The sequence below is a fragment of the Micromonospora citrea genome, assembly GCF_900090315.1.
Classification (GTDB): domain Bacteria; phylum Actinomycetota; class Actinomycetes; order Mycobacteriales; family Micromonosporaceae; genus Micromonospora; species Micromonospora citrea.
This window is the reverse complement of the sequence record NZ_FMHZ01000002.1, coordinates 2993007-3015458: the sequence shown is the minus strand read 5'-3', so window position 1 is coordinate 3015458 and position 22452 is coordinate 2993007. Positions and strand designations below refer to the sequence as shown.

Below are 22452 nucleotides of genomic sequence, written 5' to 3'. Positions count from 1 at the left end.
CCGAGCAGCCAAGCGAGCAGCCAAACGTTACTCACCCGACCAGAGCGCCCCCTCTAGCCGTGACGCGGCTTCCCGCGCGATCTCCGGGGCCACGTGCGCGTAGATGTTGAGGGTGACGCTGATCTGCGAGTGGCCGAGGATTTCCATAACCACGCGGGCGGGCACCCCCTGGGCAAGAAGAACGCTGGCTGCCGTGTGTCGAAGGTCGTGAAGACGAACCTGCCGAAGGCCAGCCTGCCGGATGATCTCCCGGAATGAGCGGTAGTCATTGCGCGGGTGGATCGGGGTACCGACGGTCGTGGCAAAGACCAGACCCGGATCGGCCCAGTTGTCGGCATCGAACCGTTCCGGCAGCTGGCGCGGAGAGCGGGAAGCCCGGGGCCGCCGCAGACGTGATAGCGGGGAGAGTGGTGGAGGTTCGTCGCCGGCAGCCGGCTGCGCCGCGCCTGAGCAGCGCGGCGCAGGGACGGGCGCGCCGGGTTCGCGCGGCAAGCTCCAAGCATGGGGGCGGTGGCCGCGTGCGGCATGCCGGTCGTCCAGGAGCCGGCTCCACAGCCGCTCAGGGTCAGGTCAACCGCTCACCTGCGAGGGGGAAAGTGGCCGCCGGTGGCCAGCTCCGACCCCGGGAGCCGGGTCCGTGCCGGGCGAGGTTGGGTCAACTGCGCCACTGTGGCGGTGTCCGCCGAGGGCGCGGTCCGTGACACGAGAGCCGACTTAGGTTGTTCCGGAAGCGTCCGTACGTGCGTCAAGGTCCGCTTGACGCGACGCACGTCGGCTGCCCGCTGGTCACCGGTCGGCGGGCGGCGTCGTCTCCGCCTGTTCGACCTGCTGGATGAGCTGCTTGAGGTGGGCGATCTCGTCGCGCAGGGCGGTCTGCCCGGCGGCGGTGAGGGTGACCCAGGTACGCGGGCGCTTGCCCTCGTAGCCCTTCTCGATCTGGATCAGCTCGGCCTTCTCCAGGACGGTCAAGTGCTGTCCGAGGTTGCCGGCGGTCAGCTGTAGCGTGGTACGTAGGAAGCCGAACTCGACCTGGCGGGCCTGGTGCGCGATGGCCAGGATGCCGAGCCGGACGCGCTGGTGGACCACGTCGTCGAGGCCGTTGGCGGGGTGATCGGTCATCACGCCTGAACCTCGGCGGTCGGCCGGAACAGGGCGAAGACGGCGGCGCCCAGCAGCAGCACCGCCGCCGGGACGAGCAGGTACGGCAGGAAGAACCACCGCGAGGTCGAGTGGATGACCTGGTTGCCCATGATCACGACGATCGCCAGGTAGGCGAGGCTGTACGCCAGCAGCGCCCAGTGGCGTTCGACCCACGCGAGCACCAGCAGCGCCAACCCGATCACCGCCAAGGGAGAGGCCAGCCCGTTGACGAGCCACGCGGTCGGCCCGACCTCGATCTCGACCGGGTCGGTGGAGAAGGGGTCGGCGGGGACGGGAATGAGCGGGTGGAACGTCAACCAGATCGACACGGCCGCCATCAGGACGGCCAGCGCGACACCGACGACGACGTAGGGGCGGATGGGGGTGCCCACGCCGCGCCGTCGGGACTGCCTGACGTAGAAGCCTGCGATCGCCGCGTAGGCGAGCACCAGCGCGACCGTCCAGTACACGAGCTCCGTCGGGTTGGGCGCCATGCAGACCGTGTGGCCCGGGCGGGAGCGGCAGGTGTCGAAGAGGTCGAGGTAGGGGGCGTACCGGTAGACGGGTATCGCGACCAGTGTGATCGTCGCGAAGACCAGCAGTGGGAACCAGGTGCCGCGCTGGGCGACACGGACCCTGCGCGTCAGGTCACGCACGGCCGCCAGCAGCTCGCGAGGGTTGTCCGCCTGGGGGGCAGATTCATGTGTCATGAAGATAGGTTTGCATTACAGACCTATCTGCGCAAGCGGATCCGGTCGCATTTCGCCGGCCGTGCCGTGACGGGACCCTGCACGGCCCGCGGCGCGAGCGAGCCGGTGCCGTCGGGCTAGCCTGTAGGGATCGGCACAGTCAATCGTGATGTGGCGAAGGATCATGGCGACACCATGGCCAGTGGAGTCAGGCTCTGGGCGTGCCCAGGACCCGCTAGGGGAGTCAACGACGCTGGGTGGGTGACGAACTGAGTGACAACCGGGGCGGCCGACGCCGGACGCCCACGGACGATGGTGGACTGTTCCGGCAGCTCATTCCGGCTACTTGCGCAGCTCATCGGCGGTTGATCATTCTTTCACACCGAAGGCGTCTGCTCGCTCCACCCCGGACCGGACGGGCGCCGCCCGCAGCCGGTGATGCCGCAAGCGCGCACGTTGGCCGCCGCGTTCCGCTCCGGGGCAGTCGGCCCGGCCGCACTCCGTCGACATGTTCTCGTGGAGGATCACGATGCCGGGGCACGACGGCGAGGACATGACCCCGGAAGGACGACGAGCCATCTCGACCTCGCGTGGGTGGGTGACTAACTGAGTGACGACCGGGGCGGACCGGCGCGCACACCGGTGGACGATGACGGACTGAGAGTCCAGGGTACGACGGGAGAAGGGGCAGGTCCGCGTAGCTTGATCGTTGCCTGGGGGTCAAGGAGTCGCCGGGTTGCTCCTCCGTAGGAGCGTCGGGACGGCTCCTACGGCCTGGGAGGTCCCGGGAGTTCAACGCCGGCCAGTTGGGATATCTCATCGACGCCAAGATCAAGGCGGATGGATGCTATTAAGGCGTGTTTCAGAAGTCGTGGTGGCCGGTGAGGGTCACGGCGTGGCGGTGATCGACAACTGAAGAGGTCTCCGGTATCTGGTTCTGCGACCAAGCAAGAACTTCATACCGGAGACCTCGTGGCCAGCGTAGCGGTGACGAGGCGGCATGACCTCACCGACGCCCAGTGGCAGCGGCTCGCCGTACTGCTGCCTGCCGCGTCGGCGAAGGGTCGGCCGCCGAAAGAACGGCAGCTCCTCGACGGGATCAGGTGGCGGATCCGGATCGGGTCGCCCTGGCGTGACGTCCCGGCCGAGTACGGACCCTGGCAGACGCTCTATGGCCTGTTCCGTCGCTGGCAGCGCGACGGCACCTGGGACAAGATCCTGGCCGCGTCACAGGCCACCGCAGATGCGCAAGGCCGGATCGGCTGGACGATCAGCGTGGACTCGATGACCAGCCGCGCCCACCAACACGCCGCCGGCGCCCGCAGAGACGGCCACCTGCAGAAAGAGCCGCCCGGCGGCGTGCACGACGAACCCGCCGATCACGCCCTCGGACGATCTCGCGGCGGTCTGACCACCAAGACGCATCTGGCCTGTGAGCAGGGGCAGAAGGTCCTGTCGATGGTGGTGACTGCCGGGCACCGTGGTGACAGCCCGCAGTTCATCCCGGTCCTGCGCCGTATCAGGGTGACCCGTCTCGGGGTGGGCCGGCCCCGCACCTGCCCCGACCTGGTCCTGGCGGACAAGGCCTACACCAGCTGCGGTAACCGCGCCTACCTGCGAAGGCGTGGGATCAAGACCTGCATTCCGAGCAAGACCGACCAGGACGCTCACCGCAAGGCCAAGGGCAGCCGCGGCGGACGCCCGCCGAAGTTCGACCGAGACCTCTACCGGATGCGACACGCAGTCGAGAACGGCATCGCCCGACTCAAGCGCCACCGCGGCGTGGCCACCCGCTACGACAAGTTGGCCGTCCGGTTCCAGGCCGTCCTGACCATCACCATCATCTGCGAGTGGCTCTGACCCGCTTATGAAACACGCCTTAGTTCGTCCGCGTAGAGACGAGGTGTCCCGGTCAGTGCCGCTGTTGCGTAGCGTGCCGCAGCGACATAGACCTCGCGGGGGGGCAAGCAGCTCCAGCACCGTCAACTCCCGGTCGAGGGCGTCGGCCGTAACCTCTGCTCTGTTTGCTGGATCCTCCTCTTCCTCCCTGCCGCTGGGCATGTCGAAGGCAGCCGACTCGTAATGCGTAGGTCGACGGTTCGATTCCGTCAGGCGGCTCGGTGAAGAAGCCCAGGTCAACGACCGGGCGTCGCCGTTTCCCGAGGTCGGCCACGCCGCCGCTGACGGTGCCAGTCCGCAAATGGTCCGCATCCCGCGCAGCGGCCGCCTCATCCAGCCGGTTGGCGACCGCGTCCAGGTCGTCACCGAACAGATCCGCGTACACGTCCAGCGTCATCGACGCCGCAGCAGATCCAGCCGTGCCACTCGCAGCGAGGAGCGCCGATGCGCCCTCAGCCGTCCACGGCGGTTCGATGGTCCGGGCCTTCATGTAGCTCCCTCCTCGGTCGCAGTTGCCGAACACTGGGCCGTGCCTGATCGCGTCTGGCGGCGTCGAGTTGTGCGCGCCATTGGATGCGTTCGGAGATGGCGCGTAGGACCCGGTGGCCCAGGGCGGCACGTCAGGGTCGGTTGGTCGGGCGAGTTCCCACGCGTGCCGTTGTGCGCTGCCGGCCGGGGCGGTATCGGCGTCGGTGGTGACAACGAGGAGCGCCTTGACCCATTCCTTCCGGTCGGCGCGGTGGTCGGCGAGGGTCTTGCCGGACCATTGTCGGGAGATGAGGACGCGTCGGCCGCCGATGCCGAGGGTTTCCCGCTTGTGCACCTTGTTCTTGCAGTTCCCCGGCTTCAACCCGGGTCGGGCCTTCTTCGGTTGGACGCCGTAGAGCAGCCAGTTCGCGCACCGCTCCGAACACGGCGTGTGCCGAAGCTCCTGCCAGAGCCGTTCCAGGTGTGCCCGCTGCCGGCCGGTGGTCGCGTCGTGGCAGTCGGCGGCTTGCTTGGTCAGGTAACTGGTGATGTAGCCGACGCAGCGGTCGGCGTCTTTGGTGCCAGCGAGGACGCCCTTGGCGTCGACCTGGGCACCGAAGCGGACGACGTGCACGGGTTCGGCGTCGGGTTCGGCGTCGGGGTCGACGTCGACCTGGTTCAGGGCGTCATCCCACGTCGGCAGCAGGTCGCCGCTGTCCGGGTCGGTGTAGCCGCCCGCGTCGGCGTTCCATTGCGGCGCTCGCCCTGGTTCGTAGACGCGCACGTCGACCGAGGGCCACCACACCTGGTGGTAGGTGGCGGCGGCTACCTGCCGCACCAGCGCGCGGGGGATGGTGCCCCGGATGGCGAAGTGCGCGTGTGGGGCGAGGCGGCGTTGCGGCTCGACGGCTCCGGCGTATTGGATGTTCCAGCCGACCGCGCGGCGCAGGTTCTGCCAGAACCGGTCGAGTAGCCGGGGGAAGTGGACGGCGTCGAGGCGGCGCGTCGGTAGTTGTAGGCGTCGGGGTTGACGGAGGTGCCGTCGGTGTGGACACGGCCGTAGGAGCCGAGGGTGAGGGTGAGGAACATCAAGGCGGCCCGCAAGCGGGCCGCGCCGGCCCGGTCGTCGTCCGGTAGGGCGCTCCACCTTGTCCCCGTCCGGGGAGGCTGGACGGTCTACGCCTGCCCGACGAGGAGATTCGCTTCACCGGGACGGCGGACAGGGCATTAGCATCCGTCCTGATGAATACGGGGAATTTCGCGAGTCAGGTGACCCGGCGACGGACGCCTGCCGTCGTCGTCGTGTCCAGCCTGCTGCTGGCGCTTAGCGGCCTGGCCCGGCTGGCCCAGGTGGCGGTGGAGGCGGTCGAGCAGAACGCGTACCTGAGCGCGCATGAGGCAGTGGGCACGCCCGACGGGTTCGGGGCATTGCCACTGGTGTTCCTCATGGGCGTCGCCCTTGTCGTGATGCTGACCGCCCTCGCCCTCCTGGTGCTGGCGCTGGTCAATCCCGCCGGCCAAAACTGGACCCGGATCGTCACCTGGATTATCGGCGGTCTGACGCTGGCGGTGGCCGGCTGCGCGTTGGCGCTGTCCCTCCTCCCGGCCCCCGGCGGCGAATCCCCGGACAGGACCGAGTGGGATACGGTCCATGCGGTCGCCGGTCAGCTGATGCCCGCATGGCTTGAGCCCGTCGCCACGTTCTCCGGGTTTGTGGCTTCCCCAGCGCTGCTGGTCGCCATGGTCCTGCTCGCCCTGCCGTCCGCCAACGACTTCTACCGGTCGCGTCCGGACAGCCGGCCTGATGACGGCCGCACATCGACAATTCCCTAGCTGACGCTGCGCCCGGCGAGCGGTCCGCATCCAGTCCGCAAGAGATCGACGGACAGCGGGGGCGGCTCGGTGAAGAAGCCCAGGTCAACGACCTGGCCTCCGCCGTTTCCCGAGGTCGATCACGTCGCCGCTGACGGTGCCAGTCCGCAAATGGTCCGCATCCCGTGCAGCGACCGCCTCGTCCAGCCGGTTGGCGACCGCGTCCAGGTCGTCACCGAACAGCCCCGCGTGCACGTTCAGCGTCATCGACGCGGAGGGGCGCGCGTCGACGGCTTGAGCTGCACCTGAGCCGCCATCCACTGCGACGCCCAGGCGCCCACCGTCACCCGAGTCCGAGCCGGGTCGATCCAGTCACCCCGGGTGATGGCCGCCTTGGCAGACGCCCGTAAGGGGATGCGGGACGGTCTACGCCTGGGAACTTGACGCGGGTCATCGTCGCCAGGAGAGCATAGGCGGGTGCGGTCCTCCCTTTCGACGCCACCTGCTATTCCCGCCGGCACCCTCGCCGCAGATCCGCAACCGATGCTTTCCGCGCAGGGTGGCCTCCTCTTGCGACCTTGGGAACCTTCCGATGCGCCGGTCTTTCTCGCTGCGTACCGGGACCCCGAGATCCAGCACTGGCACACTCGCCAACCCGCATCTGAGGACCAGGTCCGTGAGTGGTTCCAGCAGTATCGCCAGGCCTGGGAGCAGGAGACGGGCGCGAGTTGGGCGGTGACGCGCGGCGGCGGTGAGGTGCTGGGGCGCATCGCCATGGGCAGCATGAGTCTCGATGACGGTGTCGCAGGGTGCGCATATTGGGTGCTCCCGGCTGCTCGTGGAGCAGGCGTGGCCTCCCGGGCGCTGATGGGCCTGAGCGTCTGGGCGCTCGGCGAGGCTGGTTTCCATCGTCTGCATCTGGATCACTCAACCCGCAACCATGCCTCCTGCCGCGTCGCTGTCAAAGCCGGGTTTCTACTCGAGGGCACCAAACGCAGCGACGCCATCCACTCCGACGGACGGCACGACATGCACCTGCACGCCCGCATCCGTGGCGATGACCAAGTGGTTCGATTCCGTCAGGCGGCTCGGTGAAGAAGCCCAGGTCAACGACCTGGGCTTCGCCGTTTCCCGAGGTCGGCCACGCCGCCGCTGACGGGTCGAGTCCTCGGAAATCCTCGTCTCGTGCAGCGACTGCTTCATCCAACCGATTGGCGACAGCGTCCAGGCCGTCGCCGAACAGACCCCCGTCCAGGTTCAGCGTCATCGACGCCGAGGCGTGCCCGAGCATCCGCTGCACCGCCTTGACGTTGGCGCCCGCCGCCACGGCGAGACTCGCTGGCCTGCGGAGGTTGGACGGCCATTTGCGCCTTGCCTGTCGAGGGGTGTTGGGGCCGACCCGAGCGTGAAGGGCTCGCAGCTCATCGGGCTGACCGCTCGCTCACCAGCCTGGCGGGACCAGATCCAGGCGGTGGCGATCGACATGTGCACCGTTTTCAGGTCCGCGAGCTGGCAGGCGCTTGCTAGCTTGACCAGGCCATGACCTTCTGATGATTCGAGGGCTCGGATGTCTGTCGGACCAGCCTCGGGTACGCGCACCCGTTCTACCCGCCGTGGCCTCGTTGCGGTGACCGCGTCGCTGGTGTTGTTGGCCGCCAGCCTTACGGTGCTGGCCCCGCCCGCGTCGGCGGCCGTCGCGCCGTCAGCCACGACGAAGGTGCCCCTCCAGCCGGCGATCAGCTTCCCGAACGGGGGCAGCGCGGTTGAAGGCGGTCAGCTTGCCGTCAGGTTCCACGCGAACGGTGACCCCAAGGTGGCCAGCTTCCGGTACAGCGTCGACAACACCAGTCTGGGCAGCGAGGTCCTGGCGGGCTCTGATGGCACGGCCAATGTGACGATCGACGTCGGCAGCGTGAGCGGTGAGCGTCCGGTGCACGCGGTGGCGGTCGACCGGCACGGCCGGCGCAGCTCCATGACGCAGGCGACCTTCACGGTGTCGGTCATCTGGGACCTCAGGGGCCAGGCGCTCGACATGACCACCTGGCTGCCGGTGGCGGGGGCGACGATCCGGCTGGAGCCGGCCGGGATCGAGATGATCACCGGCCCCGACGGCTACTTCCAGTTCGACGTCGACCCGGGCCTCTACACGCTCACCGGCACCTACGCCGGCCCGCCCAGCCTCTCAGGCAGCAGTCAGCAGCTGGAGATCGACGGCCAGGGACTGTGGCTCGACCTGTACCTGTTCCCGGATTCCGCGAGCTGATGACCAGCACTCCCGACCGGTGTGACCCGGCTGCACCGCCGTCCCGTACGGCAAGCGTTCACGGGACCGAAAGCCGCAATCGCTCGCCGCGTCGCCCATCGTGATTTCGTAAGGCATCGGTCGACGGTCCGATTCGGTCAGGCGGCCGGAAAGATGCCCAGGTCGACGACCTGGGCATCTTCGTTTCACGGGATCGCTCGACCGTGCTGGGCGCAGTCTGGAGCACGGCGCGGGTCGCCGGTCAGGCGCGGGTGTCGGCCGGGGTGTGGAGGGTGAGGTACGGGGAGAGGGCGTCGAGGAAGTCCGGGGCGTCGAAGAGGGCGCCCGCGGAGGCGACGCCGGTGGTCCTGGTGCGGCCGGTGAGGATGCGGTCGACGGCCTCCACGGCGAGCGGCGCGCTGATGGCGTAGATGTCCTGGCCGGTGGCGATCACGCGGCGTTCGGTGTCGCCGGAGCGGACGCGGACGTCGACGTGGAAGGTCTGTGCGGAGCGACCGCGCTCGTCGACGGCGGTCGGCGCCGCGGCGTCGGGGGCGAACAGGTCCCCGGCCGCCTTGGCGGTCATGTAGGTGTGCACCTCGGGGATTGCCAGGTGGCTGGGGACGGTGACGATGTCGGCCATGGAGAACTCGCCGATGACGTTCTGGGTGCCCAGCGGGTCGGGGAAGGACCACTCCAGGGTGGGCAGCTCGTCGTTGTGGTACTCCAACTGACCGCCCGTGTAGCGGACCCGGCGGCCGCCGCGGCGCTGTGCCGAGATCACGCCGGAGGCGACGGTTCCGCCGGTGGGGTGCCAGCTGCTCAGACCGTAGGCGATGTGCGCCTCGTCGGCGGCGGTCCAGTCGCCCATGGCGGTGGTGACGAGCAGGTCGCCGAGGCCGCCGTAGAAGGCCATCGCCGGGACCACCACGGTGTCGGCGGCGCGGGCGCGCTCCGCGAAGTCGGCGAACGTGTCGACGTTGGCCTCGATCTCGGCGGCCACGTCGACGTACGGGATGCCGGCGCGCAGCGCCGCCTCGATGACGGGGGCGGCGGTCGAGGCGAACGGGCCGGCGGTGTTGATCACGGCGGCCGCGCCGTCGAGGGCGCGGTCGAGGGCGGCCGGCTCGTCGACCGACGCCTGCCGCGTCCGCAGGCCCGGGAAGTCACGTGCCAGCGCCCGCAGCTTGTCCTGGTCGCGGCCGACCAGCAGCGGGACGTATCCGCGTTCCCGCAGCTCGGCGACCACGAACCGACCGGTGTGCCCGTACGCGCCGTACACCGCCACGTGCCGAACCGTTGCCATCTCTTGCTCCCGCGACTTGAAGTGATCTGCTGCTGAAGATCCTGTCGTGGTCGAAGAGCCCCGGCCAGTGTCTGGAACGCCATCGTCCGCACAGTTTCCGACATCAGTAGTCGCCCCAGCTCGGCTCCATCCGCATCAGCTCCTCCCAGGTCGGCCAGGTCGCGCCCGTGTGCTGCCGGACCAGCTCGCCCGGCATGCTGTACGGCGGCGCCTTCTGCGGCTTGGCGAGCGCCTGGCCGACGACCGCGTCGTGGAGCACCACGGTGGCGCGCAGGCGGGGCAGCACGGCGTGGATCCGGTCGGCGTACCCGGGCGGCAGCGGCGGACCGTCCGGTTGCAGGTCGTACCCGGCGCCGGTCGTCACCAGCGCGATCTCGGGCCGCTTGCGCAGCGGGATGTCGCCGCACAGGTGCAGGGCGACGGCGTCCCAGACGACCTCGACCCGGTCCGGCGGCACGCCGTGCGCCGTGAGGTGCCGCGCGGCCAGGTCGGCGCCGTCCAGCTCGAAGCGCTGGTCGCCGTTGCCGTCGTCGGTCAGCCCGACGTCGTGCAGGACGCAGCCGAGGAACAGCAACTCGTCGTCGTAGTCGCGGTCGGGCCGCAGGCCGCGCTGCTCGCCGAGGAACCGGCCGTAGAGGTAGGTCCGCATGCTGTGGTTGAAGATCGCCGGATCGGCGCGCTGCCGCACGTACCGGGCGGTTTCCCGCGCCAGCTCGGTCGACGGGAACGGCAGCTCGTGGAAGGGGTCCATCGGAAGGTCCTCTCGTTGCGGGACGTGGCTCAGCCGAGCAGCGCCTGGCCGACGTAGCCGCCGGGCTCCGCGCCCGGCGGGACGGCCCAGACGCCGCTGCCGACGTGTGTGGTGAACGTGGTGAGCCGGTCGGCGCGGGCGAGCGCCTCCTGCGCCGGGACGAACTGCGCGCCGGGGTCGCGCACGTACACGGCCAGCAGCAGCCCGGCGTCGTAGTCGTGCCGGTGGTTGGCGTGGTCGTGCGGCTCGGTGCCGGCCGGGTGCGCGTGCGGCTCGTCGCCCTGCGGCCCGTCGTCGTAGTTGAAGCCCCGGCGGAACATCTTGAAGGGCCGGGCCAGCCGGACGTGGCTGTCGGCCGCGATCACCGGCGCGCCGCCGGGCCCGGTGCGATCCAGGTCGGGCGCCGTGAACTCGGAGCCGCCGGACAGCGGCGCGCCGGTGTCGCGGTGCCGACCGAGGATCGCGTCCTGCTCCGCGAGCGGAGTCAGGTCCCACGTCGCCAGCGACATCCGGATCCGGCGCAGGACCAGGAACGTGCCGCCGGCCATCCAGGCGGGATCGGCCCCGTCGGGCACCCACACCGTGTCGGCGAACTCGGGCGTGCCGGGGGCCGGATTCGCGGTGCCGTCCTTCTGCCCGAACAGGTTGCGCGGCGTGCCGCCGTCCGCCGGATATCCCTGGAAACCCCGCTGGACCCAGCGCAACCGGGCGATGCCCATGACCCGGCTGCGCAACTGCCGGGCCGCGTAGCTGGCCAGTTGCGGGTCGTCGGCGCACACCTGCGCGACCAGGTCGCCACCGGTGTACGCCGGGTCGAGTTCGTCGCCGGCGAAGGCGGGGAGGTCGCGCAGCGCCGGTGGCCGCCGCGCGGCCAGGCCGAACCGCGCGTCGAAAACGCCCGGCCCGAAGCCGAACGTCATGGTGAGCCGGGCGGGCGCGAGCCCGTCGCCGTCCCCGCTGTCGACGGCCGCGCCGGCCGGGGCGTTGCCCCGGGGCAGCGGTCGCTGCCCGCGGGTGACCCGGTCGGCCACCTCGGTCCAGTCGCGCATCAGGTTCCGCAGCACTGCCACGTCGCGGGTGACGAGGTCGAAGGCGACGAAGACGGCGTACCGCTGCTTCGGGGTGGCGATCCCGGCCTGGTGGCGGCCGTGGAACGGCACGGTGGCCGGTGGCTGGGCCGGCGCCGGATCACCGCCGCGCGCGACGGCGGCGACGGCACCGGCCGCGCCGGCCAGCGCCGCCGCCGAGACGCCGAGCACCGCGCGGCGGGAGGCCACCGGCCGCCGCCCGGGCGGAGGGTTCGAGTGTGACGCTGTCATGTCGTAACGGTCGCGCCGGTCACGGAGGTGGTTCCCGGGCCGGGCTTCGAGGTCCGGCAGTGTGGGCGGCAGGTCCGTTCCGGTGGGGACCGGGTCCTTGCGGACCTGCCCGGGGCCGGCGCAGACTTACCGATCATGAGTACCGGCGCCACCCGCACCGTCGTGCTGGTGGTCCGCCCGGGCGTCGTGCTGCTCGACCTGGCCGGGCCGATGCAGGTGCTCCACGGCGCCGGCGGCTACCGGATCCTCGTCGCCTCACCCGACGGGTGCCCGGTGCCGGCCGACGTCGGCACGCCGCTCGGCGTCGACCTCGCCCTGCCCGACGTCCGCCCGCCGGTCGACACGCTGCTCGTGCCGGGCGTGCGCGAACTCGACGCCGACCCGGCGGCGGCCGGCCAGGTGCGCCGCATCGGCGCGGGGGCGCGCCGCGTGGCGTCCGTGTGCACCGGCGCCTTCCTGCTCGCCGAGGCCGGATTCCTGGCCGGCCGCCGGGCCACCACCCACTGGAACTCCTGCGCCGAATTCGCCGCGCGCTTTCCCGACGTCACCGTCGAGCCGGACGCGATCCACGTCCGCGACGGGCGGGTACGCACCTCGGCGGGGATGACCGCCGGCATCGACCTCGCCCTCGCGCTCGTCGAGGAGGACCACGGCGCCGCCCGCGCCCGCACCGTGGCCCGGCACCTGGTGGTCTTCCCCCGGCGCGTCGGCGGGCAGTCGCAGTTCAGCGATCCGCACTTCGTGCCGGCGGCACGGCACCCGGTGCTGCGGGGGGTGCTCGACGCGGTCACCAGCCAGCCCGACGGCGACCACCGGCTCGGCACGCTGGCCGCCCGGGCGCTGGTCAGCGAGCGGCACCTCACCCGGCTGTTCCGTCGTGAGCTGGGTCGCACCCCCGGCCAGTACGTCGAGCAGGTGCGGATCCAGGCGGCCCGCGCGCTGCTGGAGTCGGGTGACGCGAGCGTCGCCGCGATCGCCCGCGCCACCGGATTCGGCTCCGCCGAGACGCTGCGCCGCTCGTTCCACCGGGTGCTCGGCACGACGCCGACCGCGTACCGGCAACGCTTCCACCCGACGGCGGGGCCCTGAAAACCGGGCCGCGCCCGCGACGTGCGGTCCGGCGGCGGGAGTCGGCGGGGCAGGGATGTCGGTCGTGCTCGATACGCTCCCGCCGTGACCGACCTTGCCGATGGTGTCGTCAAGCTGCCGAGCGCCGAGGACGAGGCCCGCTTCTGGGCCCTCGTCGAGTCCGCCTGGGAGCGGCTGGGCCCCGAGCCCGCCGCGCTGCGCCGGGCACTGCTGACCCGGGATCCCGACGCCGACGACGATGACGACGGCCGCTACGCCCTCGACCCGTGGCTCGACCCGTTCCTCGACAGCCTCCGGCAGCTCAGCGCCGGCCTGTCCAGCCGGGAGCTGACCGACCTCGACCGGGTGGTGGAGCGCAAGCTGCACGACATCGACCGGGCCGACGTCCACGACGTGACCGACGGCTCCGACGACGGCTTCCTCTACTGCCGGGGCTTCGTCGTCGCCCTGGGGCGTGAGTTCTACGAGGCGGTCGACGCCGATCCCGCCGTGGCCGTCCCGGACGGCGAGTGCGAGGGGATGTGCTACTTCTTCGCCCACCTGCACGACGAGCGCTTCGGCGGCTGGCCGGAGACCGGCTCGGGCATCTCGCGGGAGTCGTGCACCAACCCGGCGGGCTGGAGCGAGTGACTGGCCGGCGGGCGCGACTCCGGCGGTGAGTTTCCGCGTCCCACCACGTCCACCCTGATGACACGTCGTAACGCGAGCCCTTCGGAGGCAACCTCATGCAGTACGCACCGGTCGTCGTCAGTCTGCCGATCGCCGATCGGCAGACCTCGTACCGCTTCTACCAGGACGCGCTCGGCCTGGAGGCGGTCGGGGAGCCGGCGGAGGACGGCATTCCCGAGCCGTTGCAGTTCGTGGTCAACGAGGGCCTGCGGATCATGCTGGTGCCGACCGGCGGGTTCGGCTGGGTCATCGGCGAGGCTCAGATGGCGGCGCGGGGGCAGAGCGAGTGCGTGCTCAGCCTCCCGGCCGCGACGCCGGAGGAGGCCACCCGGCTCGTCGAGCGGGCCCGGGCGGCCGGCGCGGAGGTCGTCGTCGAACCGGGACAGCGGCCGTGGGCGTTCACGGGCGTCTTCGCCGACCCGGACGGCCACCTGTGGATGGCCATCGCGGACGTCACCTGACGCACCCCGCGCCGCCGGACCCGGATGGCCGTCGCGGACGTAGCCTGACGCCTCCCGCGCCGCCGGCCCGGCCGGCCGAACGCCCGCCACGCGGTCGCGGAGCCCCTGACGGTTCGCCCCGCCTGCCGGGCGGGCACGAGCGACGGCCCAGGTCCGGGGGACCTGGGCCGTCCGCTGACGCCGGTGGGCGTACGGGAAAACCGTCAGAGCGTGCGGTGCGGGTGACCGGCGGCGCCGGGCTCCGGCACGACCTCGGCGTCGGTCACCACGTAGGCGGTGTCGGTCGTGGTGATCGGGCGGTCGTCCGTGTCGTCGGAGCGACGCTTCGCGGCCGCCGCGGCTCCGGCCGCAGCCGCCCCCGCCACCGCCGCGCCGGCGGCCACGGCCTTGCCGGACACGCCGGCCTTGCCGCTGTCGCCGCGCGTGGCCGCCGCGTGCTCGACGCCCGGCGTGCCCACCCCGAGGCCGCCGTCGACCGTGCCACGCCAGGCCCCGGTCTCCACGCCGCGCTCCTCGATGTACGACTTGAACTTCCGCAGGTCGGACTCGGCCTGCCGCTCGACGATGTTCAGCTTGTCGCCGGCCTTCTCGACCATGCCCTCGGGCTCGTACTCGAGGTGCAGCTGCACCATCGTGCGGTCGGGGCCGACGGGCTGGAAGTAGACCGCCCCCGCGTTCGTCGCGCCCTCGGTGGCCGCCCAGGCGACCTTCCGGTCGGGCACCTGCTCCAGGACCGTCGCGTCCCACTCACGCTGGACACCGGCGATCTCGGCGACCCAGTGCATCCGCCGGTCGTCGAGCTGGCGCACCTCGCGGACGCCACCCATGAAGCGGGAGAACTCCTCGAACTGCGTCCACTGGTTGTATGCGGTGCTCACCGGAACCTGCACTTCGATGGACTTCTCGACCTTCGTGGTCACGGGTATTCCTCCTCGTTGGTCGAATCGATCTTCTCGGAGGGGAGAGCCGTCCCTCGTCTGCCTGAACTCCTACCCCCAGCGAGGGCGCTCAATCGCCGGACCTGCCGGAACACCACAAAGGACGCCGGACGACGGATGAAGGCCGGGCCACGCGGGCAGGCCGGACGACGCGCGAAGGCCCGGGTCGGCGGCATGCCGGCCCGGGCCTTCGACGGGTACGACGAGGCTCAGCCGTCCTCGCGGTCGGGGCTCTCCAACCGGAAGAAGTTGCTCTGCCGCCGGTCGGAGCGTTCCTCCTGGTAGATGAAGTTCAGCCGGCGCTTGTCGAAGGCGTCGAACCACTCCTCCCAGCTGATCTCGCGCAGCCGGTCCTCGCGGCCGTTGGCCGGGAAGTCGAAGCGCAGGACACCGGCGTGGCCGTCGTGGTCGGTGCCGTCGACGGTGCACGGAACACCGTTGCGGGCCTCGGCCCACTGCCGGATCACCTCGTGGTCGGTGGTGACCAGGCTGCGGCCGGGCCGCTCCGGCTCGTCGTCGACGGAGTCGATGACCTGCGAGTACTTCACCGACCTGGAGGTCTGCGCGCCGGTCCGGATGCCGCCGGACGAGGAGCCCGAGGAGCCGGCCGAGCGGGCGGAGCCCGACGATCCGGTGCCCGCCTTCATGCTCTTGACGAGGGCCTTGACCAGGTCGTCCTTCTTCATGTCGGCGGTGTCGGTGACGCCGCGCCGGCGGAGGCGGTCGCGGAGGTCGTCGACCTTCATCCGCGCGATCTCGCTCTCGTTGATGTCCGGGGTGTTCGGCGTCTGGTTGCCCGGGGGGTTCTTGGTCGCGGTCGATCCCGAGCTGCTTCGCGTGGGCATGGGAGGTCCGTCCTTCCTTCGACCCGTGTCCAGGGGGTGTGTGGTGCCGCATGGCGCGGCGGATCGTCCCCGTATCAGTACCCTCGGCAGCCGGCGCAAACGTCAGGGCCGGTCCGACGGCCCGCGCCGGCAGGTCGCGCGGGACGACGGGCGGCGGTCATCGGGGGCGGCAGCCCGATCGGGGACGGTCAGGTGTAGATGCTCTTCACGTAGTCCGGGCCGTAGTGCCGCTCCAGGTCGGCGAGGCTCGCCTCGGGCGCCTCCAGCTCCTTGACGAGCCGCGCCCGGGACGGCAGTGCGTCCGGCTGCCAGCTCTCCGGCTGCCAGAGCTGGGACCGCAGGAACGCCTTCGCGCAGTGGTAGAAGATCTGTTCGATCTCCACCACCACGGCGAGGACGGGCCGGTGGCCCTTCACCACCATGTCGTCGAACCAGGGGGCGTCGCGGACCAGCCGCGCCCGGCCGTTGATCCGCAGCGTGTCGGTGCGCCCCGGGATCAGGAAGATCAGCCCGACGTGCGGGTTGTCCAGGATGTTGCGGTAGCCGTCCGCGCGCCGGTTGCCCGGCCGCTCCGGGATGGCGATGGTCCGCTCGTCCAGCACCAGCGTGAAGCCGGGCGGGTCGCCCTTCGGCGAGACGTCGCAGGTGCCGTCCGCGCCGGCCGTCGCCACGAGGCAGAACGGCGACGCCGCGAGCCACTGCCGGTCCCTGGGGTGCAGGACGGGACGCTCCTTGTTCAGCGCCCGCGGCATCGGCCTGCCCAGCAGCTCGCGCAGCTCCTCGTACGAGGTGATCTCCACCGTCACGTGACCCTCCCCCGTGCGTTGATCCCGACGGGCGGCGCGCCCGTCGGCCGCCAGCCTAGGGGGCGCTGACCGGCGGAGGTTTGTCCCTCGACGGCGGGGGTACCGCCTCACCCGACCCACCCGGAGAGACCGAGCAGTGGAGGCCCGCGTGGAGAGCCGACTCAAGGTGCTGGGCCACCCCGTCCACCCCATGCTCGTCATGTTCCCGGTGGCCCTGCTGGTCACGGCGGTCCTGTTCGACGTGGTGGACACCGTCGGCGGGCCCGACCTCCTCGGCGAGGTCGCGTACTGGAACATCACCGTCGGCCTCGTCGGCGGCCTGCTGGCCGCGGCGGCCGGGACGGTCGACCTGCTGGCCATCCCCTCGGGGACCCGCGCCAAGCGGGTGGCGCTGACCCACGCCGCCGCCAACCTGGCGGTGATCCTGCTGTTCGCCGCGATCTGGGTGGTGCGGCTCAACGCCGACTCCCGGGCCGCCGGTGGCGCGCTGATCGCCATCGAGGTCGTCGCGCTGGCCATCCTCGGCATCAGCGCCTGGCTCGGCGGGGAACTGGTCGACCGGCTCGGCGTCGGGGTGGACCGGGACGCCGGCCTGGACGCCCCCAGCTCACTGCGGTCCACGGCGGCCGCCCAGCGGATCGGAGAGGTGCGATGAGCGAGCGCAGCGGAGGACCGGCGGCATGAGCGAGCAGAGCGGCGGGTCCGGCCGGGGCTGGCGGGGCCGCCAGCAGGGGTGGGACCCGATGGGCGAGTTGCAGTCCCTGCGCTCCGAGCTGCGCCGGCTGGTCGGCGGACGGGCGGGGTCGTCCGACGTCGAACTGGCCGAGACCGCCGACGGTTGGGAGGTCGTGGTGCGGCTGCCCGGGGTGGCGCCCGAGGAGGTGGCCGTCGAGCTGGACGACCGCGAGCTGTGCGTCCGGGCCCGCTCCGAGGCGGAGGTCAACGCCGACCACGGCATCCCCGGCGGCTTCGAGACCCGGGGCTTCGAGTACCGGGTCGACCTGCCGTCCCGGGTGGACCCCGACGCCATCGACGCGGTGATGGACCACGGGCTGCTCCGGGTTCGGCTGCCCCGGGCCGCCCGGCCCGCGCCCCGCACCATCACCGTCGGCCGCGCCGGCGCCCCGGTGGGTACGCGGACCGTCGTCGACCCGGCCGCCGACCGGGAGATGCACCACCCGGACATCGCCGTCGGCGAGACCGACCGGCCGTAACGGGGGGCCGCGTGGTCACCCCGGACCTGCTCGGCCCGGTCGCCGGGCGGGTGCCCGACGTGGAGCGGATCGCCGTGCTGCGCGCCAACGCGCTCGGCGACTTCATCTTCGTCCTGCCGGCGCTGGACTCGCTGCGCGCCGCGTACCCGGAGGCGGAGATCGTGCTGCTCGGCGCGCCGTGGCACGCGAAGCTTTGGCGCGGCCGGCCGGGCCCGGTGGACCGGGTGCTGGTGGTGCCGCCCGCGCCCGGGATCCGCTATCCGGAGCCGGGCGAGCCGGAGTCGTCGGCGGACGACTTCCTCGCCGCGGCCCGCGAGGAACGCTTCGACCTGGCGCTGCAACTGCACGGCGGCGGGGCCAACTCCAATCCGCTCGTCGCCGCCCTCGGCGCCCGGGTCACCGCGGGGCTGCGGGCCGACGACGCGCCGCCGCTGGACCGCTGGATCCGGTACGTCTACTACCAGCACGAGGTGATCCGCTACCTGGAGGTGGCCGCGCTGGTGGGCGCGCCGGCCACCACTGTCGTGCCGGCGCTCACCGTGACCGACGCCGACCGGGCCGAGGCGGCCGGGGTGCTCGGCCCGCTGCGGCGGTCGAGGGTCGCGCTGCACCCCGGCGCGACCGACACCCGCCGGCGCTGGCCCGCCGAACGCTTCGCCGAGGTCGCCCGGGAGCTGGTCGGCGACGGGTACGAGGTGCTGGTCACCGGAACCCCCGCCGAGCGGGACGTGGTGGACCGGGTGGTCGTGGCGGCCGGGGTGCCGGTCCGCCCGCAGGTGGGCACGCTCAGCCTCGGCGGGCTGGCCGGCTGCTATGCCGGGTGCGAGCTGGTGATCTCCAACGACACCGGCCCGCTGCACCTGGCGGCGGCCGTGGGCACCGCGACCGTCGGCATCTACTGGGTCGGCAACATGATCAACGTGGCGAACCTGCTGCGTGGCCGGCACCGCCCGATCAGCTCCTGGACGGTGCTGTGCCCGGTCTGCGGGGTCGACTGCACCCCCGGCATCTATCCGCACCGGCCGGGCGACGGCGAGTGCCCCCACCGGGACTCGTTCGTCACCGACGTGCCGGTCGTCGAGGTGGTGGAGGCCGCCCGCGAGCTCCTGCGTCCCGAACCCGGCGCGCCCTGAGGGGAGCGGCGGGCGGCGGGCTCGGCGCGTCCTGAGCGGAGCGCCGGGCCGCGGGCTCGGGGCACCCCGAGCGGGGCGGAGGGCTCAGGCCGGCTGGGCCGCGTCCTCCTCGGCGAGCACGACCTCCCACGCCTCCACGTCCCGCTCGGTGACCGTCGTCGGCGACTCCAGGTGGTACGCGCCGCTGGGCAGGACGCCGGCGCCGCCGTGGCGCGCCAGCACGGCGAGCTGGGCCGCGACGTCCTCGCCCTGGTGCTTCTCCTGCACGCGCCGCCAGAAGTCGAACCCGCCGGAGTCGAGCAGCTTCGCCCGGTCGTAGAGCACGCAGCCGCCGATCCAGGAGACCTTGTACGCCCGCCACGCCCCCGGCGGCAGGTCCAGCTTCCGCGTGACGTGCAGCAGGTTCGCCGCCGGATGGATCGACGCCCGGTCCCACTCCGGGGTGCCCGGGCGGATCCGCTCCGGGACGGGGCGGCCGGTCCACTCCTCGTAGTGCCGGTGCGTCTCCGGCCGGACGTCGTCGGCGTACGACAGCCCGTGCACGGCGTTGCCGACGAAGCCGCAGCCCAGCTCCTCGATGGCGGTGAGCAGCCGGCGCAGCGCGCCCGGCTCCAGCCAGACGTCGTCGTCGAGGCAGAGCACGTACCGGGCGGCGGAGGCGGCCAGCAGGTAGGCCCGGTGCTCGGCCAGCCCGCGCCGGGGCAGCCGGCGGGTCAGCAGCACCGGGTGGCCCCGGTGGCGCAGCGCCCGGACCATGGTGGCCGCCGCCGGGTGCCGGTACGCGGCGGCGCCGTCGGACTGGTCGCTGACCACCACCCCGAAGCCGGGCACGCCCTCCTGGGCGGCCAGCCCCGACAGCGTGACCGCCAGCTCGGCCGGGCGGTTGCGGGTGGGGACCAGCACGTCGAGCAGCCGCTGGGCGCGGAACCGCTCGGCCGTGCCGGGGTCGAGCGGGCGGCTCACGACGGCTTGCTGGTCAGCGGGGAGTCGCCCGGGACCTCGTGGCCGTGCGACCGGATCCGGTCGATGATCGCCGAGGTGGACCGGTCCGGCACGTAGCCGAGGGTGCGGACCTGCCCGCCGAGCCGGCGCACCAGCGGCGCCTCCGGGACCATCTCCGGCGGGTAGTCGCCGCCCTTGACGTACACGTCGGGGCGGACCGTCCCGAGCAGGTTGGCCGGCGAGTCCTCCTCGAAGACCACCACGTGGTCGACGCAGGCCAGCGCGGCGAGCAGGGCGACGCGGTCCTCGACCGGGTTCACCGGCCGGTCCGGGCCCTTCAGCCGGCGTACGCTGCCGTCGGAGTTGACCGCCACCACCAGCAGGTCGCCGAGCGCCCGGGCCTGCTCCAGGTAGCGCACGTGGCCGCGGTGCAGCACGTCGAAGCAGCCGTTGGTGAAGACGATCGAGCGGCCCGCCCGGCGGTGCTCCGCCGCGATCGCGGCCAGCTCGTCGGCGCCCACCAGCGCCCGGTCCCCGGCCGCGTCGACCGGCACGTCGAGCGCGGCGAGCAGGTCCTCCCGGCGGCACACGCAGGTGCCGGTGTCCGAGACGGTGATGGTCGCGGCGAGCTGGGCCAGTTGGGCGGCGGTCGGCAGCGGCGCGTCGGCGGCCAGCGCCAGCGTCATCGCCGCCAGGTACGCGTCCCCCGCCCCGACGGCGTGGCTGGCCGGCACGGGGGTGCTGTGGCTGCGCCGGGGCTCGCCGTCGGCCCCGCCGACCACCGCACCGTCGGTGTCCAGGGTCACCGCCACCACGTCCGCGCCGGTGTGCGCGCGCAGCTCGGCGAGGCGGGACTCGGCCAGCACCGCCCGGTCGACGCCCTCGCCGGCCGTGGCGTTCACGGTGACCCCGGTGCCGGTCACGGTCGTCCCGTCCCCGGTCATCGCCACCCGGCCCTCGCCGGGCGTCGGCTCGCCGGTCGGCCCGACGCCACCGCCGACCTGGCTCGCCCCGCGGGCGGCCGGTCCCGCGCCACCGCCGGTCGGGCCCGGGGAGCCGGCGCCGCCGCCGGTCGGGCCCGCGGTGCCGGCGGTCAGCTTCGCGGCGCCCGTGGTGGGGCCCGCGCCGTCGCCGGTCAGGCTCGGGGCTCCGGCGGTGAGGTCCGGGTGGGCACCGGTCAGGACGTCGAGGTCGCGGACGCCCTGCGGCGCGCCGAGGCCGCCCGGGGCCGCGCCCACGGTGAGTTCGGAGGGGCCGTCGACCGGGTCGCCGTCGGGGTGGTCGAGGTGCAGTTCGGTGCCGTGCGCCGGCCGGGCGCCGGCGGCCCGGGCCAGCAGCCGGGTCGCCTCGGCGAAGCTCGGGGTCACCACGGTCGGGGCGAGACCGCGCCAGTCGGCCAGGTCGTGGGCGTCCAGCGCGACGGTCGCGTACCGCTCCCGCTGGGCGACCAGCCAGGCGCGCACCGGCGCGGGCAGCGCGCCCAGGCCGTAGTCGCAGACCACCAGGGTGGGCGCCTCGCCGCCGGCGGCGGCGCGCAACTCCTCGGTGGCGCAGTCCAGCGCGGTCAGCAGCCGGGCCACCCCGTCGTCGTCGAGCGCGTCGTCGGGGTCGCCGGAGTCCTCCCGGAGCAGGATCTGGTTGCCGGCCAGCATGCGCCGCTTCACCGGCGTCGGGCGGCCGGGCTGGTTGACCGTACGGTCCCAGACGCCGGCCCGGTCCAGACAGTCGTGCAGTTCGTCCCCGGCGACGTCGGCGCCGACGGGCGCCACCAGCACCGCCCGGCCGCCGAGCGCGGCGACGTTGACGGCGGTGTTCGCCGCCCCGCCGGCCGCGGAGATCCGCCGGCGCAGGGTGAGGACGGGTGCGGGCGCCTCCCGGCAGAGCCGGTCCGACTCGGCGAACCGCCAGTCGTCGAGCATGGCGTCGCCGATGACCAGGACGGGACGCCCCAGCCAGCTCTCCACCACCGTGGCGAGCCGGCGCTGTTCCGCTGCTGCTCCTGCCATGCCCTTCGGGGTCCCCCGAGGCACCGGGGTCAAACCTGGACGCCGCGTGGAGGCGGGTTTCGGGCACCGGGCCCCGGGAACGGACGCACGGTAACCCCGGAGAGGAGAGGACACCGACATGGCAGCGACGACACTTCAGGGCAGGCGGATCGCGTTCCTGGCCGCCGACGGCGTCGAGGAGGTCGAGTACGTCCAGCCCCGCGAGGCGGTCGAGCAGGCCGGCGCCACGGTCGAGCTGGTCTCGCTCAGGCCCGGCACGATCCAGTCGTTCAACCACCTGGACCAGTCCAAGACGTACGACGTCGACGTGACGGCGGCCGACGCGGACGCCGGCGGCTACGACGCGCTGGTGCTGCCCGGCGGGGTGGCGAACCCGGACTTCCTGCGGACCGACGCCGAGGCGGTGCGCTTCGTCAGGGCGTTCTTCGACGCCGGCAAGCCGGTCGGGGTGATCTGCCACGGGCCGTGGACGCTGATCGAGGCGGACGTGGTGCGGGGCCGGCGGATGACGTCCTGGCCGAGCCTGCGCACCGACCTGACCAACGCCGGCGCGACCTGGGTCGACGAGCAGGTCGTCACGGACAACGGCCTGGTCAGCAGCCGAAAGCCCGACGATCTCCCCGCCTTCTGCGCGAAGATCGTCGAGGAGTTCGCCGAAGGGCCGCACCCGACCCGGTGACTCCTCGTCCGGGAGGCCGGCGCCGTTGCCCGGCCTCCCGGGCG

At 72.5% G+C, this 22452-nt stretch carries 23 protein-coding genes and 1 pseudogene; 11 read left to right on the top strand and 13 right to left on the bottom strand.

What is annotated here, in order from left to right:
- Nucleotides 1-27: 27 nt before the first annotated feature.
- The 3 genes from GA0070606_RS13790 to GA0070606_RS13780 all read right to left on the bottom strand — a co-directional run bounded on the left by GA0070606_RS13790 (nt 28) and on the right by GA0070606_RS13780 (nt 1850).
- Nucleotides 28-492 (bottom strand): tyrosine-type recombinase/integrase, encoded by a 465-nt coding sequence (locus tag GA0070606_RS13790; protein ID WP_218106014.1) that lies wholly within the window; start codon nt 490-492, stop codon nt 28-30.
- A 294-nt stretch (nt 493-786) separates the two neighbouring features.
- Nucleotides 787-1119, bottom strand: coding sequence for a winged helix-turn-helix domain-containing protein (locus GA0070606_RS13785; RefSeq protein WP_091099064.1), 333 nt, complete (start codon nt 1117-1119; stop codon nt 787-789).
- Entirely contained in the window at nt 1119-1850 is a 732-nt protein-coding gene (locus GA0070606_RS13780) for a hypothetical protein (protein ID WP_141721675.1), read from the bottom strand. The genes GA0070606_RS13785 and GA0070606_RS13780 overlap by 1 nt, the downstream gene beginning before the upstream one ends.
- Nucleotides 1851-2801: 951 nt before the next feature.
- Here GA0070606_RS13780 and GA0070606_RS13775 point away from each other — a divergent pair.
- The gene (locus tag GA0070606_RS13775; protein WP_091099058.1) at nt 2802-3689 is read left to right on the top strand and encodes an IS5 family transposase; all 888 of its coding nucleotides are present in this window, start codon (nt 2802-2804) and stop codon (nt 3687-3689) included.
- A gap of 52 nt (nt 3690-3741) precedes the next feature.
- Here GA0070606_RS13775 and GA0070606_RS32510 read toward each other — a convergent pair whose 3' ends face one another.
- Nucleotides 3742-5343 carry a replication initiator gene (locus tag GA0070606_RS32510; protein ID WP_425413043.1) on the bottom strand — a complete coding sequence of 534 codons (1602 nt, stop codon included), beginning with the start codon at nt 5341-5343 and terminating at the stop codon, nt 3742-3744.
- Between the two features lie 155 nt (nt 5344-5498).
- On the opposite strand from GA0070606_RS32510, the gene GA0070606_RS13765 reads away from it, so the two are divergent.
- Nucleotides 5499-6029 carry a hypothetical protein gene (locus tag GA0070606_RS13765; RefSeq protein ID WP_176737317.1) on the top strand — a complete coding sequence of 177 codons (531 nt, stop codon included), beginning with the start codon at nt 5499-5501 and terminating at the stop codon, nt 6027-6029.
- 84 nt (nt 6030-6113) lie between these two features.
- Here the strand turns inward: GA0070606_RS13765 and GA0070606_RS32505 are convergent, their stop codons facing one another.
- Complete coding sequence (locus GA0070606_RS32505) at nt 6114-6275, bottom strand: hypothetical protein (RefSeq protein ID WP_176737316.1); 162 nt, start codon at nt 6273-6275, stop codon at nt 6114-6116.
- A 210-nt stretch (nt 6276-6485) separates the two neighbouring features.
- Here GA0070606_RS32505 and GA0070606_RS13760 point away from each other — a divergent pair, with 210 nt between their 5' ends.
- Together GA0070606_RS13760 and GA0070606_RS13750 are read left to right on the top strand one after the other, a co-directional pair.
- Entirely contained in the window at nt 6486-7103 is a 618-nt protein-coding gene (locus tag GA0070606_RS13760) for a GNAT family N-acetyltransferase (RefSeq protein ID WP_091099050.1), read from the top strand.
- A 532-nt stretch (nt 7104-7635) separates the two neighbouring features.
- On the top strand, nt 7636-8271 hold the full coding sequence (locus GA0070606_RS13750; protein ID WP_091099046.1) for a peptidase associated/transthyretin-like domain-containing protein: 636 nt from the start codon (nt 7636-7638) through the stop codon (nt 8269-8271).
- Between the two features lie 241 nt (nt 8272-8512).
- Here the strand turns inward: GA0070606_RS13750 and GA0070606_RS13745 are convergent, their stop codons facing one another.
- From GA0070606_RS13745 to GA0070606_RS13735, 3 genes are all read right to left on the bottom strand, one after another.
- Nucleotides 8513-9556, bottom strand: coding sequence for a saccharopine dehydrogenase family protein (locus GA0070606_RS13745; RefSeq protein ID WP_091099043.1), 1044 nt, complete (start codon nt 9554-9556; stop codon nt 8513-8515).
- Between the two features lie 103 nt (nt 9557-9659).
- The gene (locus GA0070606_RS13740) at nt 9660-10307 is read right to left on the bottom strand and encodes an HD domain-containing protein (protein WP_091099039.1); all 648 of its coding nucleotides are present in this window, start codon (nt 10305-10307) and stop codon (nt 9660-9662) included.
- Nucleotides 10308-10336: 29 nt separating this feature from the next.
- On the bottom strand, nt 10337-11626 hold the full coding sequence (locus tag GA0070606_RS13735) for a Dyp-type peroxidase (protein WP_091099035.1): 1290 nt from the start codon (nt 11624-11626) through the stop codon (nt 10337-10339).
- 135 nt (nt 11627-11761) lie between these two features.
- Here GA0070606_RS13735 and GA0070606_RS13730 point away from each other — a divergent pair, with 135 nt between their 5' ends.
- The 3 genes from GA0070606_RS13730 (at nt 11762) to GA0070606_RS13720 (ending at nt 13845) form a co-directional block, all read left to right on the top strand.
- A complete protein-coding gene (locus tag GA0070606_RS13730; protein ID WP_091099032.1) occupies nt 11762-12715 on the top strand; it encodes a GlxA family transcriptional regulator in 954 nt (317 codons plus the stop codon).
- Between the two features lie 84 nt (nt 12716-12799).
- The gene (locus GA0070606_RS13725; protein WP_091099029.1) at nt 12800-13345 is read left to right on the top strand and encodes a DUF4240 domain-containing protein; all 546 of its coding nucleotides are present in this window, start codon (nt 12800-12802) and stop codon (nt 13343-13345) included.
- Nucleotides 13346-13440: 95 nt separating this feature from the next.
- On the top strand, nt 13441-13845 hold the full coding sequence (locus GA0070606_RS13720; RefSeq protein ID WP_091099025.1) for a VOC family protein: 405 nt from the start codon (nt 13441-13443) through the stop codon (nt 13843-13845).
- 470 nt (nt 13846-14315) lie between these two features.
- Here the strand turns inward: GA0070606_RS13720 and GA0070606_RS32900 are convergent.
- The 3 genes and pseudogenes from GA0070606_RS32900 to GA0070606_RS13705 form a co-directional block, all read right to left on the bottom strand.
- Nucleotides 14316-14765, bottom strand: a pseudogene (locus tag GA0070606_RS32900) (SRPBCC family protein); the annotation flags it as partial.
- A 227-nt stretch (nt 14766-14992) separates the two neighbouring features.
- A complete protein-coding gene (locus GA0070606_RS13710) occupies nt 14993-15628 on the bottom strand; it encodes a hypothetical protein (protein ID WP_091099019.1) in 636 nt (211 codons plus the stop codon).
- 188 nt (nt 15629-15816) lie between these two features.
- Complete coding sequence (locus GA0070606_RS13705; protein WP_091099015.1) at nt 15817-16434, bottom strand: pyridoxamine 5'-phosphate oxidase family protein; 618 nt, start codon at nt 16432-16434, stop codon at nt 15817-15819.
- Between the two features lie 148 nt (nt 16435-16582).
- On the opposite strand from GA0070606_RS13705, the gene GA0070606_RS13700 reads away from it, so the two are divergent.
- Genes GA0070606_RS13700 through GA0070606_RS13690 form a run of 3 tightly spaced genes read left to right on the top strand, consistent with a single transcriptional unit; the run spans nt 16583 to nt 18781 of the window.
- Nucleotides 16583-17089, top strand: a complete 507-nt coding sequence (locus GA0070606_RS13700; protein ID WP_091107697.1) for a DUF2231 domain-containing protein — start codon at nt 16583-16585, stop codon at nt 17087-17089.
- 25 nt (nt 17090-17114) lie between these two features.
- Nucleotides 17115-17648: an Hsp20/alpha crystallin family protein gene (locus GA0070606_RS13695; RefSeq protein ID WP_091099012.1), complete on the top strand. Its 534-nt coding sequence runs from the start codon at nt 17115-17117 to the stop codon at nt 17646-17648.
- Nucleotides 17649-17659: 11 nt separating this feature from the next.
- The gene (locus GA0070606_RS13690; RefSeq protein WP_091099007.1) at nt 17660-18781 is read left to right on the top strand and encodes a glycosyltransferase family 9 protein; all 1122 of its coding nucleotides are present in this window, start codon (nt 17660-17662) and stop codon (nt 18779-18781) included.
- Between the two features lie 84 nt (nt 18782-18865).
- Here GA0070606_RS13690 and GA0070606_RS13685 read toward each other — a convergent pair whose 3' ends face one another.
- Together GA0070606_RS13685 and rfaE2 are read right to left on the bottom strand one after the other, a co-directional pair.
- Nucleotides 18866-19744, bottom strand: coding sequence for a glycosyltransferase family 2 protein (locus tag GA0070606_RS13685; RefSeq protein WP_091099003.1), 879 nt, complete (start codon nt 19742-19744; stop codon nt 18866-18868).
- A complete protein-coding gene (gene rfaE2 / locus GA0070606_RS13680) occupies nt 19741-21729 on the bottom strand; it encodes a D-glycero-beta-D-manno-heptose 1-phosphate adenylyltransferase (protein WP_091098999.1) in 1989 nt (662 codons plus the stop codon). Before rfaE2 ends, GA0070606_RS13685 begins: the two co-directional genes overlap by 4 nt.
- Nucleotides 21730-21847: 118 nt before the next feature.
- Here rfaE2 and GA0070606_RS13675 point away from each other — a divergent pair, with 118 nt between their 5' ends.
- Nucleotides 21848-22408 (top strand): type 1 glutamine amidotransferase domain-containing protein, encoded by a 561-nt coding sequence (locus GA0070606_RS13675; RefSeq protein ID WP_091098994.1) that lies wholly within the window; start codon nt 21848-21850, stop codon nt 22406-22408.
- Nucleotides 22409-22452: the final 44 nt, after the last annotated feature.